This window comes from Chitinophaga pinensis DSM 2588 (assembly GCF_000024005.1).
Taxonomy (GTDB): Bacteria; Bacteroidota; Bacteroidia; order Chitinophagales; family Chitinophagaceae; genus Chitinophaga; species Chitinophaga pinensis.
This window is the reverse complement of sequence record NC_013132.1, coordinates 1458895-1477634: the sequence shown is the minus strand read 5'-3', so window position 1 is coordinate 1477634 and position 18740 is coordinate 1458895. Positions and strand designations below refer to the sequence as shown.

Annotated in this window: 13 protein-coding genes; 3 read left to right on the top strand and 10 right to left on the bottom strand. The window is 45.5% G+C overall.

Translation table 11 applies throughout. The features are described 5' to 3' along the window. Positions 1–52 precede the first annotated feature (52 nt). The 6 genes from atpF to CPIN_RS06075 form a co-directional block, all read right to left on the bottom strand. Complete coding sequence (atpF, locus tag CPIN_RS06100; protein WP_012788905.1) at positions 53–547, bottom strand: F0F1 ATP synthase subunit B; 495 nt, start codon at positions 545–547, stop codon at positions 53–55. A gap of 117 nt (positions 548–664) precedes the next feature. Then, positions 665–946 (bottom strand): ATP synthase F0 subunit C, encoded by a 282-nt coding sequence (gene atpE / locus CPIN_RS06095; RefSeq protein ID WP_012788904.1) that lies wholly within the window; start codon positions 944–946, stop codon positions 665–667. A 49-nt stretch (positions 947–995) separates the two neighbouring features. Next, a complete protein-coding gene (gene atpB, locus CPIN_RS06090) occupies positions 996–2138 on the bottom strand; it encodes a F0F1 ATP synthase subunit A (protein ID WP_012788903.1) in 1143 nt (380 codons plus the stop codon). A 127-nt stretch (positions 2139–2265) separates the two neighbouring features. Further along, a complete protein-coding gene (locus CPIN_RS06085) occupies positions 2266–6039 on the bottom strand; it encodes a DUF3857 domain-containing protein (RefSeq protein WP_012788902.1) in 3774 nt (1257 codons plus the stop codon). 48 nt (positions 6040–6087) lie between these two features. Beyond that, positions 6088–7857, bottom strand: coding sequence for an ABC transporter ATP-binding protein (locus CPIN_RS06080; RefSeq protein WP_012788901.1), 1770 nt, complete (start codon positions 7855–7857; stop codon positions 6088–6090). A 71-nt stretch (positions 7858–7928) separates the two neighbouring features. Then, on the bottom strand, positions 7929–10130 hold the full coding sequence (locus CPIN_RS06075) for a hypothetical protein (protein ID WP_012788900.1): 2202 nt from the start codon (positions 10128–10130) through the stop codon (positions 7929–7931). Positions 10131–10255: 125 nt separating this feature from the next. Between CPIN_RS06075 and CPIN_RS06070 the strand changes: the two genes are divergently transcribed. From CPIN_RS06070 to CPIN_RS06060, 3 genes are all read left to right on the top strand, one after another. Beyond that, the gene (locus CPIN_RS06070) at positions 10256–11002 is read left to right on the top strand and encodes a DUF1003 domain-containing protein (RefSeq protein WP_012788899.1); all 747 of its coding nucleotides are present in this window, start codon (positions 10256–10258) and stop codon (positions 11000–11002) included. Between the two features lie 171 nt (positions 11003–11173). Then, a complete protein-coding gene (locus CPIN_RS06065; protein ID WP_012788898.1) occupies positions 11174–11857 on the top strand; it encodes a response regulator transcription factor in 684 nt (227 codons plus the stop codon). A 146-nt stretch (positions 11858–12003) separates the two neighbouring features. Beyond that, positions 12004–13050, top strand: a complete 1047-nt coding sequence (locus CPIN_RS06060; protein ID WP_044217979.1) for a sensor histidine kinase — start codon at positions 12004–12006, stop codon at positions 13048–13050. A 2-nt stretch (positions 13051–13052) separates the two neighbouring features. Here the strand turns inward: CPIN_RS06060 and CPIN_RS06055 are convergent, their stop codons facing one another. The 4 genes from CPIN_RS06055 to CPIN_RS06040 form a co-directional block, all read right to left on the bottom strand. Further along, on the bottom strand, positions 13053–14360 hold the full coding sequence (locus CPIN_RS06055; protein WP_012788896.1) for a putative porin: 1308 nt from the start codon (positions 14358–14360) through the stop codon (positions 13053–13055). 172 nt (positions 14361–14532) lie between these two features. Continuing rightward, positions 14533–16017: an MBOAT family O-acyltransferase gene (locus CPIN_RS06050; protein WP_012788895.1), complete on the bottom strand. Its 1485-nt coding sequence runs from the start codon at positions 16015–16017 to the stop codon at positions 14533–14535. Next, positions 16014–17288 (bottom strand): GDSL-type esterase/lipase family protein, encoded by a 1275-nt coding sequence (locus tag CPIN_RS06045; RefSeq protein WP_012788894.1) that lies wholly within the window; start codon positions 17286–17288, stop codon positions 16014–16016. The genes CPIN_RS06050 and CPIN_RS06045 overlap by 4 nt, the downstream gene beginning before the upstream one ends. Next, positions 17260–18705 carry an SGNH/GDSL hydrolase family protein gene (locus CPIN_RS06040; protein WP_012788893.1) on the bottom strand — a complete coding sequence of 482 codons (1446 nt, stop codon included), beginning with the start codon at positions 18703–18705 and terminating at the stop codon, positions 17260–17262. Before CPIN_RS06040 ends, CPIN_RS06045 begins: the two co-directional genes overlap by 29 nt. Positions 18706–18740 lie beyond the last annotated feature (35 nt).

Below are 18740 nucleotides of genomic sequence, written 5' to 3'. Positions count from 1 at the left end.
AGGACAATCATGTCATCTATCTCCTGTAGCTTTCGCCTTTCAGCCTATCGCTTTAGTTTAATTTGATTTCTCCTGCCAGTTCTTTGATGTAGCTTTCCTGAGCTGTTTTGTCAGTCAGTTCTTTGCGTAACACCTTCTCAGCTACTTCAATTACCAGTTTACCTACTTGGTTTTTCACATCTGTCAACGCAGCCATCTTCTGGTTGTCGATAGCAGTGTAAGCTTCGCTGATGATTTTCTTAGCTTCCGCCTGGGCCTGAGTTTTAGCTTCGCTGAGGATCTGATCTTTAGCATCTTTTGCCTCTTTCAGAATCTTGCTTCTCTCAGCTTTTGCCTCTGCCAGTACGTGCTCATGTTCAGCTTTCATCTGAGCCATTTCTTCCTTTACTCTTTCAGCAGATGCGATAGCATCAGCGATAGATGTTTCCCTTTCTTTCAGCGTAGAGAGGATTGGTTTCCACGCGAATTTCTTCAGGATAAGGAATACTATTACGAATATGATTAATGAAATGAAAAACAAGCCTAACGCGGGCTGTAACAGATCCATGAGTATGAATATTTAATTTGTTCGCAAGTTGTTTGATAAGCAATCAGGATACACATCCTTAAAGTGAAGATTACTGCATCCTTTGCCCTGTGCGCCAGATGCAGTAATAAGTTAGCCTTACAGCACTACTGCCAACAGACCAGCGATAACGCCGAACAGGGCAACACCCTCTACCAGCGCCGCAGCCAGGATCATGTTTGCACGGATGTCGTTCGCAGCTTCTGGCTGACGAGCGATAGACTCCAGCGCGCTCTTACCGATGTTACCTACACCGATACCAGCTGCGATAGCAGCGATACCAGCACCGATAGCACCACCAGCTTTAGCCAGACCTGCTGAAGCAGCAGCAGCAGCAGCAGCTTCAGGAGCAGCCTGCAATAAAACAGTTAAAATTGCCATAATGAATGTGTATTTATAATTGATTACTAATTTGTCCTAATGAAATATATTAATGGTGCTTGTTGTCACCTGCATGATGATCATCGTGGTGAGCCACTTCCATACCCTGACCGATGAATACCGCTGTCAGGTTAGCGAAGATGAATGCCTGGATAAAAGCAACCAGCAGTTCCAGCATCATCATGACGATGTTGAACAGGATGGTGATCGGTAAGAAACCGTAACCAGCCGCCTTGTTGATGGAACCAAAGATGAATACCAGGGAGATAATGCTCAGGATGATGATGTGACCTGCCAGGATGTTGGCAAACAGTCGGATCATCAGAGACACCGGCTTAGTGAAGATACCGATGATCTCTACAGGCACCAGGATCGGTTTAACCCAGCCTGGAACCGGTGGGTTCAGTATGTGAGACCAGAAATGCTTATTAGCACTAACCATAGTTGCAATAAAGCTGATCAGCGCCAGGGCGAATGTCACAGCAATATTACCGGTTACGTTAGCAGAACCTGGTAACAGACCCAGCAGGTTATTGATTAATATAAAGAAGAAGAAGGTCAGAATGAACGGAGTATAACGTTCTGCACTGAGACCTGGAATGTTCGGTTTTACCACTTCATCACGGATGAAGATGATCACCGGCTCCAACAGGCTCTGCAAACCTTTAGGCGCTTTCTTGGAACCTCTTGTTGTATAAGCTTTCGCTACAGAGGTCATCAGCCAGATCAGCAGGATCGCTCCGATGATCATGGAAGTGATGTTCTTCGTGATAGACAGATCGTAGATTTCAGCTCCGGTCGGATTATCATTTGCATCTACTGCAATGATCCTCTCGTCAGGATACTTTGACTCTTCGAGCCTCTTTTCCTCACGGTAGTGCTTGTTTACCAGACGATAACCTTCATGAGACGCATGGCCATGATGGAACGCTGAGGAAGAAAAGCTGCTGATGCCTTTCTCTTTGCTGTAGATAATAACAGGCAGAGGCAGAGTCACATGTGACTCTCCAAGGCTGAACAGGTGCCAGTCATGGGCATCCTTAACGTGGCCAAGAAGTACCTCTTTGGCGTCAAAACCCTTCTTCGGCTCCTCATGAGCTTCTGAAGTATTCGCAAACGTGTTAAAACCGCTTATGCAAAATGCAAGAATAAGGGCTACCAGTCTATATTTGGACAGAGTGTAGGAAATCACCGCTTTCTGAAATTTTGCGCAAAGATAGCAGTTTTATTATCAAAAAGGTGAGCGATTCCAAAAAATATATACAACTAAAGAGGGACCGTCGAAAGCGGTCCCTCTCGCGCATAACATATTGAATTATTTACTTAAATGAAACATATTTCTGCTCAGCGGCTACAATTAAATTGAAGAATTCTTTCATCTTCGGGAACGCTTCCGGCTGTATGTTGTCCCGGATATTTGTTTGAAACACCCGCTTGATTAACAACTTATTAGGAGCAGGTTTAATATATGTCAGCTCATATTTCATATTCCCGAAGCTCGCCTGCACGTCGGAAGGTACCTGATCAAAGGCTTTTCCCGCCGGCAGCTCTATCTCCACTTCCGTGTTATAGCTGTCTACATTCTCATACTTCCAGTACTCAAACGGATACTGACGTGCTTCGTTATTGAAGATATCCACCGTCGCTACTATGTCCAGTAACGGCGGCTTCAGCATACTCAGGTCCCCTACGCTGATGACGTCATTCTTTACTGTATAGGTTTCATCCATCGTCACCGTATCACTCAGATTGTCCAGGTTCCGGAAAGCAAACTTCTCCAGTGTCACCGGATTACGGAACTGTCCGGACACCGCTTCCTGCAGATCCTGCTTCAGCTCGTCCTGCGCTTTTTCGCCATAACTGTTGCGAAAACCGGACGCGACCTCCCCATTGGTAGTCACCACCGTATTAATATGCAGGTCAGCGTTATCTACCAGGATCTTACTACGACGATGCTTGATGACGTTGAAGTTAGCTGTAGGCTCATATAACTGTATGAGCTCTCCGCTTTTATACTCATAAGGAATATTCAGTACCTGTGCCCCTGCCAGACTCTGTGGCATCGCATTGAATGGCAGGTGATTATCCGTCAGTTCCAGTGTACGGTAGTTCGCCCCATCCTTATACCTTGCTACACAATGGTTAAACTCCATGGATGGCAACTGCATACTGCGCTGACCATTACCACGGGTGCTCACCAGTACCAGGTTAGCATCCATACCCGCCTTACGGGCAAACGATACAAATAACGCTGATAAATCTTTACAGTCACCCAGACGGGTATTCAGCGTTTTAGAGGCTCGCTGTGGGATGTAAGCACCCTGTCTGAAGGAAACAGAACTGTAGCTGATGTTTTTCTCTATGTAATTGTAAATACGCTGCGCCTTCTCATACTCGTTCAGCCCTGCAATACCTGAAGGGAATATCTCTTTATAGGCAGCATTGATGTCAAAGTCTTCTTTGGATTGAATACGTGTGATATCGCTGTACCACTCCGCAATATAATCCCAGGACTTCACAGTAGACACGTGCAGTACACTACCGATATCGCTTGCTGACGGACTATAACTTTCCTCCTTCAACACCGGCAGATTCTTCATTTCCCACGTATACAAACGGAAGTTCTCATGCTTGCTTTCCACCGGCTTGATTCCATTCACATTATTGACCAGCTCATAGTAGATCGGCACCTGGTCTGCTACCAATACGCTATACCTGGCCGTCAGCGTCGGATTGAAGGCTGAGAAATAAAATTTATCCCAGTATTCACGTCCCAGACGACCGATCCCATAACTACTGAGTTTATAGCTCAGGTACACGATATCGCCTGGTTCCAGACGGGTATATACCAGCTCATTGTCATATGTCTCAGCAGGTATCTTCGCACCACTCGCCTTCACCACTTCTGCTTTAACAATCGTCAGATCTTCATACACACTGTTGTAAGGAATACGGATTTCCTTCCAGTAATCCAGCCCTTCTTTGTTGTTGATATAGACCGCAGAGTTCATCACGCGTTCACTTGCGCCTTCTCCATACAGCACGACTTTATTGTCATTGAATACGTAACTGTAACTCTTTGCAGTGTCTTTCTTAGACTTCAGGTATTTACTGATCTCTGCATAGTAATCGGTCTGCGGGAAGTAACTGAACACATCCGGTTTATTTTCCAGTTCACGTATTTTCTCGCGATATGTATAAGCGCCGGAATACAGGCTCAACGCCTGTTTGTAATATTCAAGCGCCTTCTGCTTATCCCCTTTCTGTAAATAAGCACTGGCAATATCACCCAGCGGCTGATGCCGGTAAGGACTGATCTGATGTTGTATCTGCAGATAGTAGATGGCAGAATCATATTCCTGCCTTGCAAAGAAATGTTTTACCAGCGGCTCATACACATCAATATCATAAGGCGCCATAGCCGCCATACGTTTCAATGTCGCCACTCCTTTTGCCATTTCATTCTGCTGAAAATACACATTCGCTAATTCATACCCAAGCTCACTGTTGAAATACGACGATTGATAGGTCTCCAGTACTTTCAACGCTTCTGCGGGTTCTTTTACCATCTGCATTTTGTACTGATACATGATCGTCGCTATCGCCGGATGCGATGGATACTTTTCATACGCAGTCTTCAACAATGCAATCATGCTGTCTATGCGTTGCAGATAAGCATTCAGATATAATTTCTTCAGTACAGTTGTAATCTTCTCGCCATTCGTTGCTTCCATCTTATTCACAAGATCGAGCGCTTCACTGTACTTCTTTTCCTTTTCCAGCTGACTTTCTTCCGTTGCTCTTACCTGGTAGTTTTCAGGATCCAGCAGTTTGATTTTCTCTGACAATTCTGAAATAGCCGTTCTGTCGTATTCATAAGACAAGCCCTCTATGTATTGATACAATACCAGCGGATTCTCCGGATACTTTACAAACAGACCATGCATGGCCTCCTTGGCCTTATCATGCTCTGTATTACGGGTATATACTTTAGCAAGCAGCATTGGAAAAATCGGATCCTGCGGATACTTTCCCATCTGCTCTTTAAAGTACACTTCTGCAAAATGCGGCAGTCTGATTACGGCATCCGTGCTTTTGTCAACCTGGTATTCCTGCAGATCGCTGGTACCAGTGATCCCCTTTAATGGTGCATATTTATCATCTGTTAAGCGAACTATAAAATTGGGTATGTTATCATTGGTAAAACCGATCTGTACCAACACACGGTTATATCCTTTTTTCAGATGACATCTGGCGCTGTATTTATCCATTTCTGTGGTCAGCTCTTCCTCTTCTGACATGAGCAATTTATCATTGACCCATACCTTCTGAGAACCTCTGCCTCCTGTGGAAATGATCGCATCTTTATCTGCATCCGCGTACACAAATGTCTGCGCATATCCTACGCCCGTTTTGGAAGCGAATAATGAACCCACAAATGACCATCCGGCATCATCTGCAAATAATGGCTTAAACCAGTCTATAGTAGTATTGTTGTAAGAAGAAAAGCCCTTACCAGCCTTAGATTCCTTTACAGGGGCGTAGTCTTTATTGAAACCACTTCCGCTGATGTTATCAAACACGCCGACAAACTGCCAGTTACGTAAGGCGCCGATCCTCGCATAATACCATTCAGCACTGTCCCGGCGCTGTCCGTGAATAAAATGCAGCCCTTTGTAGTAAGTAGCGGCAGCTTTCAGTGAACCATTGAAGCGGGGTTCATTGAGAATCCTGTTGAGATTGGATAATTGTTTTCCGGTCTTGAACCCATATTCGCCAAGTACAGCATCATTAAACCACAAGGCATATACGTAAGGGTTTACTTCAGTCAGTACATCCAGGGGATTGGGATACTTGTCAAGAAACGTTTCACTGTTGCTTTCGTAAGCCTCCAGTAATATCAATGCCGCTATGGCATTGTTCTTTTTCGCAGGATCGCTTTTCAGCGCTTTCCTGAAATACTCGACTGCGCGAGTTTTGTCCTTTTTGTTAAGTGCGTCCCATGCTTTTTCATAATCTCCTGCGAAAGCGGCAACAAACGAGAAGAGCGATAACAGCGTACAGACAACAATAAACTTTTTAAAGCAGCTCATAAAATAGGTAGGGATTATAGTTGTTTCACTACCTCTAAAATAATGAAACTAGCTCATATTCACCCCTGTCTGCTTAAACTGCATGCTGTGTAACTTATAGTAGAATCCTTCCAGTTTCAGAAGCTCTTCGTGGGTACCCATTTCCCGGATCTCCCCTTTATCCAGCACAATGATCTTGCTGGCCTTACTGATAGTAGATAACCTGTGCGCGATGATGATAGAAGTTCTGTCAGATATCAGCTTGTCAATAGCGCGCTGGATCAGCATTTCAGACTCTGTATCTACTGAGGAGGTAGCTTCGTCTAATATAAGGATCGATGGATCGTACAATAATGCACGTACAAAGGAAATCAGCTGGCGCTGCCCCAGGGAAAGGGTACTTCCTCTTTCCATTACCTGGTAGTCATAACCGCCTGGTAACTGTAAAATGAAGTCATGCAGTCCAATCAGGGTTGCGGCCTGCTCCACCTGCTCCCTGCTGATAGCCGGATTACGCAGCGTTATATTTTCATACACCGAACCTGCAAACAGGAACACATCCTGTAACACTACACCTATCTTACTGCGTAACGCTTTCAGTGTAAAGTCCTTAATATCTGTTCCATCCAGCAGTATACGGCCTTTCTGTATTTCATAGAGGCGGTTCAGGATGCTGATAATAGTTGTTTTGCCCGATCCTGTATGGCCTACTATAGCGATGGTATCTCCCGGATTAGCGCTGAAGTCAATGTCTTTCAGCACATATTCGGCATCCTTATAGGCAAAATACACATGATCAAAGGTGATAGCGCCTTTCATACCAGCGGCATCTTTAGTGCCATTGTCGGCAATATGATCGTCGCTGTCCATGATACGGAATACGCGTTCGCTGGCCACCATTCCCATCTGCAGGGTATTGAACTTATCCGCGAGCATACGCAGCGGACGGAATAACATGTTCAGGTACATGATAAAAGCAATCATCACACCTTGCGTGACCTCATAGTTCAGCACTTTATTAGCGCCCCACCATACCATCAGACCAAGGGAAATAGCCAGTATTATTTCCACAACCGGAAAGAATACGGAGTAAGCGAAGATGGCGTCAATATTGGCAGTACGGTGTTCTTTGTTGATCTGGCGGAAGCGCGCATATTCACGTTTCTCACCAGTGAAAGCCTGTACGATGACTACCCCTGTCAGGTGTTCCTGTACAAAGGCGTTCAGTGCCGATACCGCATTTCTCACCCGGTAGAAAGACTTGTTGACGCTTTCCTTGAAGATGTAAGTAGCGATGATCAATACCGGGAAAGGAGAAAGACTTATCAGTGTTAAGCGCCAGTCTTCGATGAACATCACCACCAGGATGGCAATGATCATCAGCATATCGGCGATAATGGAGATCAGTCCTTCTGAGAAAACATCGTTAATGGCCTCAATATCGTTGATGGTACGGGTTGTCAATGTACCAATAGGCGTCTTATCAAAAAAGCCAAGGTTCAGGTGTACGATCTTTCTGTATACTGCCACACGAAGGTCTTTTACGACCGACTGCCCCAGCCAGTTAGTGAGATAGGAGAAATAGAAACGCATGACCGTTTCCAATAACAGGAGAATGACCTGTACGATAGTGATATAGATCAGCATCTGCATCACCTGACCCGCAATATATTTATCAACTGTTAGCTGTATCAGGTATGGCCGCATGGGCGATATAACGGCAAGTAACACCGTCAGGAACATCGAAAGATAGAACGAGCGCCTGTATGGAACTGCATAAGTGAATATCCTCCTTAATAAGCTAATATCAAAAACCTTCTTGACCGCTGTATTTTCCACCGTACAAAAGTATAAAGAAAAAGCCCTCCGGCAACATTGCCGGAGGGCTTTTTCTTTATTTCATAATTCCTTTACTTGTCTTCCTTCATGATCTGTTTGTAGGCCTTGATAAAAATAGCGCCCAGGTTTTTGTGCGGAGGCACATAGTCGCTGAACAGCTCCTTGTTACGGGCGTCGCCTGCAAAGCGTTTGCCCAATACTGCCCACATCTGTACCCAGTCAACATTCTTACCGGCACGGATCGTCTCGTCCAGGGTGCGGATAATCGGTTCATTCACGAAACGCGTACCCACCTGCTTAGAAGAGATGATATGTGCTTCAGGCGATTTCTGCAATACAATCGCAAGGTTATGATAACCACCACAGGAACCCAGTACAACAATCTTCGCAGAGCTCTGTAAGTTATCCAGTGTTGTATTCACATGATAACTGTGACCGCGGTGGATGAATACGGTCGGATGAATATCATTTTCATCCAGGTATTCACTCAGCTTTTCGATCGCTGTTTTATCTTCCGGCTCTTCCAGTGGCAGGTTGGCGTAGATGGTGATCGGCTTGCCTTTGGTAGACTGAATAGTTGTCCAGTATTTGTTTTTACTGATCTTCCACTCGCTGGCAGGGAAGTTACCCATGAAGCTCACGTATGAATCATGACCATCTTTATCTCCATAGAAGAATACCTGCTGGTATACACGGCCGCTATCGCTCAGTAATGCGTTATAAGTCACGAAGTTGATCGGGGGCAATTGCAGTTTGGCGGCCATCTGACTCGCTTTGGTAGAATCGCTGCCGCTGTTGTTTTCCGTATCGAAAAGACTGCCCAGCAATTCATAGATCACGGTACCTCTTCTGTCTTTCTTACGGGATACGAACGTATAGTTTTTCTGCACTTCTTCACGCAGGAAAGCCAGTAATTTCGGATCGCGGATACTACCAAATGAGTTGGCTACGTCCACCGCATCTTCCAGGTCTTCTGTTTTCTCAAGACTGCTCACATACTTCTTCATGAGGTAGTTTGCATTCTCCGGCGCCATTGACTTCAGGAAGTTGTCCAGGGTATTAAAACCGGCTGCCATAGCGATGAACTTTTTGAACCTGTCAAATTCCACCAGCATCAGCAGACTGTCTCCACGTGGAGGTTTCATACGCGCCATCATCTGATCGTATAAACCGGCGTTATTATGATTAGTATAACTGGAAGTATACAGCTCTTCCTGACCGTTTACAATCAGGTAGTACAGTTCTTCCGGGCTAAAGTCTTTTACAATTCTGAAACGCACATTGGCAGGCTCTTCATGCAGGTCGTTCATCTCACGGATGTAACGCAGGGAGCGTGCCTGCATATTTTCCAGCATGGCTTTCAGACCAATGATGTTTTCTCCGTTGTTCTTTCTGTGCTGCAGCACAATGGCGCTTTTCACCAGTTGTCTGAAGTATTTATCCTCATTTTCTACTACGGCAGAAAGTTTGTCCACGGTTGTTGTTCCTGCCATCAGTTCATCGATAAACGGAAGGATCAGTGTAGAATTACCGGAATTACCTATCTGTACGATCAGCTGTACGATCGGATCAGGATTCTTTTTAATGGCGGTAGCCACCGGCGTATATGAAGTAGCGTAAGTCAGCACCTGGTTAGGATACTTCCTGGCTACGGCTGCAATAACAGAGTCTGTAGCCGGATATTCCAGGTAATTGCCTATCTGGGACATCACCGTTTCCAGGTTATTGAAAGCAAATTTTGCAAACAATACTCCGCGGGCGTCTTTATACCCCGGGTTGTCTTTGAATGGCTCTATCATACGTTCACCTGCGTCGAAAGACAAAGGATAAACATAAGGTAGAATACTTTGACCCTTTATATCAGCCTTCATCATCTCACGGTAAGCGGTCACCATCACGGGCGCCTCCTCCGGGGCGATCCGGGTGTAGGTACGTTTGATGTTATAATCGTGGATCATCACATAGAGCCCGGACAGGTATTTGATCTTCAGACGATGGTCCAGGGCAGAATCCAGTTCAATCTGGGTCTGCATATCGTCAATCTGTTTGATGAGCGCATCCGTCACCTGCAGATTGATCGTCTGATCATCCGAAACACGTACCAGGTCGTCCGCCTTTCCGTCAAATTTCAGTGCGGCAGCCTGTTCTTTATCGATATTATCATGGAAACCAATTCGTCCGATAGGTATATCAATTTTCTGAGTCGTCTGAGCATGCACCAGGGTCACCTGTAGGGTAACCAGCAATAAGATAACAGTTATAAATCTTTTCATTAATGTAAATAGGCTTTACTCTTACTTTATAAAGCTAGTATAGCAAATTTACGACCAAAATACTACAGCGCCGCATTTCCGGCCTTTTAGGCGTATTTTTGAGCATCCAAAACAGTGAGTGTCACATGCAAACGTTTATCAGTGATCTATCCGGGAAAACATACCCTGCTTCTGAGAAGGTTCATTGCCGGGCTGTCAGCAAGAATGTCCTGGAGCTTTTACAGAAAGAGCACCCTCAGATTACCAGTAAATCCCACCTCGCAGTCTCCGAAATAAATGAGTACCGGCAAAAGTACCTGGAACACCTGTTTTCAAAGGAAATCGGTGCGTTGACGGAGATGGAGAAAATGGTGCTGGATAAGCTAAAAGAGCATCAGACGCTGACTGATAAACTGGATGACGGAGAAAACCCGGCCACATTTTCCTTCGGACAGCGGGTAGCCGATAAGATCGCTTCTTTTGGCGGTAGCTGGACTTTCATCATTTCCTTCCTGGTATTCATTCTGCTCTGGATGGCGGCCAACATTTACTGGCTGGCTAACAAGGGCTTTGACCCCTACCCTTTTATCCTGTTGAACCTCATTCTGTCCTGTCTTGCTGCCTTACAGGCGCCGGTAATCATGATGAGCCAGAACCGGCAGGAAGAAAAGGACCGTCAAAGGTCGAAAAACGATTATATGATCAACCTTAAATCCGAACTGGAAGTAAGGATCCTGCATGAAAAGATCGATCACCTGATCCTTCATCAACAGCAGGACATGATGGAGATACAGCAAACACAGCTGGAAATGCTGAATGAAGTGAACCAGGCATTGAAAAAAATCGCGGGAAACGGTAATAACCATAAACATACGAATGAAAAACCTGTTTAATAATACTATAATACCATAGACAAAGGCAGGCAGAAATGCTGTACTTTTGGACTACTTATATCCCTGTACTGTTCTACGTTGTGATCGAATTAACAATTAGATAATGTTAATTTTTCATTAATAGCAAAGCCGGCGTTATAATTTTGTGTCGTCTTTAAAAAGTCAAAGTATATGATAGACCAAGCGGTTGCAGGTAAAATATTGGTGGTGGACGATGAAATCGACATTCTGGAAATTATCAGCTATAATCTGAAGTCTGCAGGATATGATACCATTACGGCAAAGGATGGCAGTGAGGCTGTACAGAAAGCGAAAGTATTCCGCCCCGACCTTATCATGCTTGATATCATGATGCCAAACAAAAACGGTATCGATACTTGTCGGGAAATAAGAAAATTGCCTGAATTTAAAGATACGATGGTGCTGTTCCTGACAGCCCTGAATGATGAAAAATCAGAAATTGACGGTCTGAATATGGGTGCAGATGACTACATCGCAAAACCAATCAAACCAAAATTGCTGGTAAGCCGTATCAACGCGCTTTTCCGCCGTCTGCACAAACCTGAAGATACACAGGTACAGCTGGGCGATCTGATCATCGACCGTGAAAAATTCACTGTAACATACAAGGGCCAGGAAATCATACTGGCTAAGAAAGAATTTGAGCTGTTGCAATTACTGGCCTCAAAACCCGGCCGTGTATTCCTCCGCAATGAGATTCTCAATCAGGTGTGGGGTACGGAAGTGATTGTAGGCGATCGTACGATCGACGTACATATCCGTAAAATACGCCAGAAAATAGGTATTGACCTTATCACCACTGTTAAGGGAGTTGGTTACAAGTTCGAAATGTAAGCCGCTACTCAGATCTCTACCATTTAACCACCATTATTCGTAACGGCGATACGCTAACGGGTATTGCGTATCCAGTCTTGTGTGTTATGTCAAGTGAAAAATTTGGTTTAATTTCCCGCTATTATAGCAATTACTCACTATGGAGTATGTTTAAAGCCAAAAATCTTTCTCCGCAGAAACTGGCAGGTTTTACTGCCCTTATACTTTCAGCCATCATTACGCTGGGCACGGTGCTGATCAATGCTCCGTGGAAGATCGTTCTGATAGCTTTTTTACTGACGTTCCTCGTCTCTTATTACCTGTATCTGTATACGTTACAGAACTTTATCTACAGGAAAATAAAACTCATTTACAAATTCATTTACCAGACCAAAGCGTCCAAGAGGGAAGAATTCTTTAACAAGAATATCCTGCCCCTGAAAACGATCGAAGAGGTAAGTGAAGATGTAGAGAAATGGGCCAGCCAGAAAAAAGAAGAACTCGACAACCTTCGCCGTAATGAGGAATTCCGTAAAGAATTCCTGCTCAACCTCAGTCATGAGCTGAAGACGCCGATCTTCGCCGTGCAGGGGTATATCCACACACTGCTGGATGGCGCACTGGAAGATCCGAATGTGAATAAGCTGTTCCTGAAGAACGCTACCAAAAATATCGACAGACTTTGCCGTCTGATTGACGACCTGGACGAAATATCCAAACTGGAAAGTGGTGAAATGACCATCAACGCGGAGAACTTCGTTATCCAGGATCTGATCAAAGACGTATTCGATACCCTGTCTCTCAAAGCCAACACCAAAGGCATCAAATTCAACGTGAAGAAAGGCTGTGAAGCACCGATACACGTATTAGCCGATAAGGAAAAGGTAAGACAGGTACTGATCAACCTCGTAGATAACTCTATCAAATACGGCCGTACTGATGGCCATACCGTCGCCAGTATCTATGTAATGGACGACAAACGAGTATTGATGGAAATATCTGATGATGGTATCGGTATTGCAGAAGAACACCTCCCACGTGTATTCGAACGCTTCTACCGTACAGACAGAGCCCGCAGCCGCGATATCGGCGGTACGGGTCTGGGCCTGGCCATCGTGAAACATATCATTGAAGCACACGGTCAGACCATCAACATCCGCAGTAAACCTGAAATCGGCTCTACTTTCGGCTTTACACTGGAATCAGGAGAATAAACTTAGAAACGGTATTGCAGTCTGCAGGTAAACACATTATCCGGCAGATCATCTGTATATCCCTCTAACGAAGTCCCTTCATTCTTCACAATGTCGTAATACAACATCACCTTCATATTAGGGTTGAAATAATGCACATACCCCAGTCCAAAGGTATTGTAACGGATATCCGCAGCTGACATTCCACTGCCGGTTGCGCCGATCTCTTTCCCTTTTGCCTGTTTGTTAGGATCATACCAATCGTATTTTAGTACGATCAGATCTCTCGGATTACCAAGGTTTTGCATATAATACAGATACGCTCCATCAAACTTACGGATATACAGTGGTGAATTGACCCCTCCACTGGCGGGAATAGTTCCCGGCGTCTCTGAAGTAGTGGCAGTAGCTGTCTGTGTACCACGCAGGTACTCCAGACGGAATTCAGTCGCTCCCTTGCCCTTTCCGTTCGGGATACGCAATTGCATATCTGCTCCATAGTAATGCCTTGGAGCAATCTTACCCATATTGGTCGCTGTAGAGTCAACATAATAAGCAGGTTTGCCCGATTGCAGCCCTGTTCTGTAGATATTCCGGGTGAACTGCTCCATCCCGCCATACAATATGGAAACAGCTCCGGATAAGCGCCAGTTACGACTATTCAGTTTTATCGGTTTAACCGCCCAACGGGTGATGATGTCCTTATGACTGTCAAAGTCGCTGGTTGCTGTAAGACCTTGTCCATTGAACAGCCCGACGTCTATCTTCATAAACTTCAGCGGGTGATTAGGACGGCGGGGTTCAAAACTCACCATGGCCCCGATATCACGCTCCGTACGCATCAGAATCTGCGACATACGGCCACGTTCAGGGGTCTCACGATCTCCTGATGACAGATTCACTTCATAACTGATCGGACGGGCAAACATACCCGCCGTCAGGGAAAACACATCCCATTTATTTTCGAAAATACGGCCGAAGAAGTCTCGGATAAACACCCCTCTTTCTGTTCCATCAAACTGGAAAGCGAATTGCACCATCGGCATATGATCGTCATTATAACGGGCATAATCCAGGCGAAAACGGCCACGGCGTAAAGAGAACCTGTTATCTACCTCATCAGGAAAATTCCCTGCGGCGTAACTGTTTATCCCCTTGTGTGTGGCATACTGAAACTGTGGCTGGATATAGCCACTAAAACGCACAGCGTCATACTTCTGATAAAGAGAGAACATGCCTTTACCCACGCTGGTGGTAGTATCGATCATGTCCATCAGAAACTGGCCCCGGGCAATCCCGGAACATAACAAAGGCAAGCAAATGATTGCCATATGTTTTAGTCGCATTCAGGAAAATTTGCGCAAAGCAACGGAAAAAGAATCTGATAACAAAAACTTAACAAACCAAACAGCTCGTCAGTTGTATAATTCCTCTAAATAAAAAGGGCTATCCGCCTCTAAGCAGGATAGCCCTAACATATTTTTATGCCCGGAGGCGTCGTTTTTAGAACTGCAAATAAATAGGCATCATGGTCTCGGAAGACTTCACCTGGATCAGGATCCAGAAGAAGATCACCATAATCGCCACATTCGCTACCACAGGTACCTTTGACAGGGACTGTTCTGTAAATACTTCCGTACGTTTCGGCAGGAAATGCAGTATAAAGCCCAGCAACATTACCCAGAATACTGCGGTGTAACCATTATAAAGCTCCAGCCAAACTTCCGGTTGAAAATCAAACGCTACCTGGTGCAACAGGCTCCAGGCGTCCTGGAAAGTGCTGGCTTTGAAGAATACCCAGCAGAAGCAGACGAAATGAAAGGTAACAATGATACCACCCACTTTCAGGACATTCCCCAACCAACCGGTAGCACCGCCACCGCGTTTCTTCAGCCAGTCCAGGCGTACCTTATCTACTGCCAGTGCGCCACCGTGCATCGCTCCCCAGAAGATGAAATTCCAGTTCGCACCATGCCAGAAACCACCAATCAGCATGGTCAGTCCCAGGTTAATGTACTGACGGAACTTCCCTTTACGGTTACCTCCCAGCGGGATATACAGATAGTCTCTCAGCCAGGAAGACAAGGAGATATGCCAGCGACGCCAGAACTCTGTAATATTGGAACTCTGGTAAGGAGAATCAAAGTTTGGCGGAATCTTAAAGCCGGTCCAGCGGGCGATACCTATAGCAATATCAGAATACCCCGAAAAGTCACAATAGATAATCAGCGCATAACCATATACACCGAGCAGACATTCCAGACCGGTGTGTTTGGAAGGATCATCGAAAATATATTGTACAAAGTTCTGGTAGATAAAGTCGGAGATCACCATCTTCTTGAACAGACCGGCCATGATCAGGTACATCCCTTTTCCGATGTCTTCGGAATTCAGTTCATACGGCTTATCGATCTGCGGAATAAAGTCATGTGCCCTTACGATCGGTCCCATCATCAGTTTAGGGAAAAATGACAGGAAGAAAAGGTAATCCATGAAACTGTCCACCGGCTTGAATTCTTTCCTGTATACGTCTACCGTATAACTGAGGTTCTCAAATGTATAGAACGAAATACCGATTGGCAGCATCAGTTTCAGGAGAGGAATATCTCCGTTGGATACCTGGTTGACGATACCAATAAAGAAGTCGGTGTACTTGAAATAAAACAACAATCCGAGGTTCAGCACGATACTGAGTATCAGCAGCCCCTTTCGTTTTCGGTCATCTTCTGACTGGTAGATCCAGCGGGACAGATTAAAGTCAACGATCGCTGAAAGAATTACAAGCCCGACAAACATGCCGCAGGCTTTATAGAAGAAATAAAGTGAAAAGATGGTGAATACAGCCACCCTCCCTTCTTTACTTCTGGATACCGCCAGGTAGCAGAGTAAAAAAGTGGCAAAGTAATACAGGAAAAAAGCGCTGTTTAACAGTAATGGATCATCTTTATGGTACAGTAGGATATCCAGCAGCTTATTTACATCGATCATTCAGCGATATTTTTATGAGTCTTTTCTACTTTTAAATATTTGTCGTAGCTGTTCCGCAATGCCTCGTACAGCAATTTACCCTGCAACTGATACCCACGGGCGTTGAAGTGGATATGATCGCCAGACCAACCACCCGCGAAGGCTTTTGCCATCGTTTTATTAACGGCGTTGAAGTTCCAGCAGGCCAGTCCGTTTTCCCGGCAATAGCTCATCATTTGCTGTGTAACGACGGCTATATAAGGGTTCGGATAATATGCGATACGGTAATACGTCTTATATTTTTTACCCACCTTCTTCCGGAAAGCCTTTTTGCTGACACGCTTACACTCAGGAGGCGTGGTCATCACGATACAGGCATTTGGCTGATGCTTCCGGATCATATTCACGGCATCATCCATCTGTGTACGGAATACCTGTGAGTTCAGTGCGCCATAGGCTTCGTTGGTACCCAGAGAAATAACAACCAGTTGCGGCTGCATTACCTCCATTTCGGAAATGAGGGTGTTATTGTTGTCGTTGTAATGCTGAAACATGGCTCCGTTGATCCCTACGGCGCTATACAGCACCCCATTATGCCCGTTCTGGAGTAATGCTCCATAAAAGCGGAATGGCGCTGTATTCTGACGGTCCCATCTTACCTGGAAGGATTGTACCGGCTCCGGAAAGGTAACAGAAGCCTTTCTCAGGGTTGTACCGGCGCCTTCAAACGGTGTGGCGGATATATCTACACCTGCACCGGGGATCGTAACCGGTGCATCGTTCGGACCAGCATCATAAAACAGTTCTGCCTGACGGATATTGTTATCCATTTTTTCGTCGTCCTCCCGGCCATTATAGGCCAGTGCCGGCGCTTCATTCCTGGAAGTGAGCACGATAGCGCCCGGTCCCAGTATATCGGTAGACTTATTCCTGTCAATGATCTTGTCTACATCCCACCTGCCGGTACTGTTCCAGCGATAGTCTGAAGGACCATTTGTATTGGCAAGATTATAGGGGAATACCCATCCCCGGCCCGCGCTTCCAAAATCCTGTTGCAGGAAAAAAGCAGTCGTAAACGGAAAGAAGCCTGCCTGTATATGGGAATCTCCCAGGTGCAGAACAGATACTACGTTGCTATCAGCATGGTGCAGTGCCTTGAAAAAACGGTATAGCGCCGTATCCTGGGCAATAGTATTGCTCTGACCCGCAACGACGCTGCTGATGGTAGTCAACACTCCTGTAAATAAACTGATAATTCCTTTCTTACTGGCGTTCCAGCTGCTTATATTCATCCATCATCGCTTTATACAGCAGCGCCCCTACTCTGGCCGCTCCCTGTCGGTTAAAATGCGTGTAGTCCTTATTAGCCAGCACCGTGTCGCCTTCTACCCAACGGATCATGGAATTGTGTCCACCCATTGCAGCATAAAGATTCCAGTAGGCGGCTCCGTGTCCCTTCGCCAGCTCATGCTGTACTTTGAGCAACGCAGTTACGCCTGGTGCGGTTACATAATTTCCACTTTTCTTGTATGATTTATCGGCTGTACTTATTACGAGGAAAGAAGCGTTTGGCAGGTCATTACGCAGTGAATCCAGTACCTTTTTCATTGGGTTGCCATACCAGGAATAATCGGTCAGCTCTGGTTTCCACAATACGTTAGCCCCATAGTGCAGTACGATCAGATCATAGGGATGTTCTGACTGCATCTGCTGTAAGAGTTTACCGGACAGCTTTCCCAACTCAATACCACTGATACCGCGGAAAGAGTAGTTGTCCACATAAACACCGGTGTCTCCTTCAAAGGAAACGCCATACAAGGGCGCTGCGCTACCGCCGGCCCATTTGATAGTCACCTGTTTTGAATTGGCAGAATCCACATGCAGAGACAGTCTGTTCACTGTCTGATGACCGGATAATGCATATGACTTATTATTTATGGAAATATTACCGGAAGCGGAAGGGCCATACAGCACGCTCACCTGCTCAAATTTGCTCAGACCGCGTTTTTTAACAGACTGGTATTTGATCCAGCTGGATTCTCCCGGCATAAAGGTGTGTCCGGAAATACCCAGCGGCAGACTGGCCGGTGGCAATTGTTTATAGCTATAATCTTTCCAGTCTTTAGAGAAGGTATGCGTGATGGTTGTTCTGAAACCGGCTACAACTGAGGTTACGGGTACAAAGCCAACGCCTTGTCCGCCAAACAGTCTTTGCAGACTGTCTCTCAGGTCTTCCGTGATCAGGTCGCCCTCAATCATGGAATCACCGAAGTAAGCGATACGTACTTTCTTTCTTTTTTTAGCTTTCAGTTCATCCAGCGCTACCAGGAAATGCTCCAGTCCTGCCGTAACAGCGCTGTCACTTCCTACTGGCGGATGATAATTCAGAATGCCTGTATAAGTAGCAAAATTATGAAAGTGATCAGGATCGGGTATAGCAGCTGCTGCAGCCAGACTGGCCGAATCTTCTGTTACATTTACAGCCGTATCCGTTGTACCGGGAACGGGTACTGTAGCATAAGCAGTGGTATCAATTTCTTCTGAAGGGGGTACAGGGGCGTCCTTTCTAACGTCGGCCAACAGGTCCAGGGGACGGGTTGTAAAATCTTGGATAGAGAAGCTGTTATTGATAAGTGACAACGCCACTAAACACACTAAAGTCCCCGCGGTGATGTAGAAAGGATAGGCAGATTTATTATTGCCGGACATAGCTGCTGAATCTGATTTGTTCGTATAAAAACTAC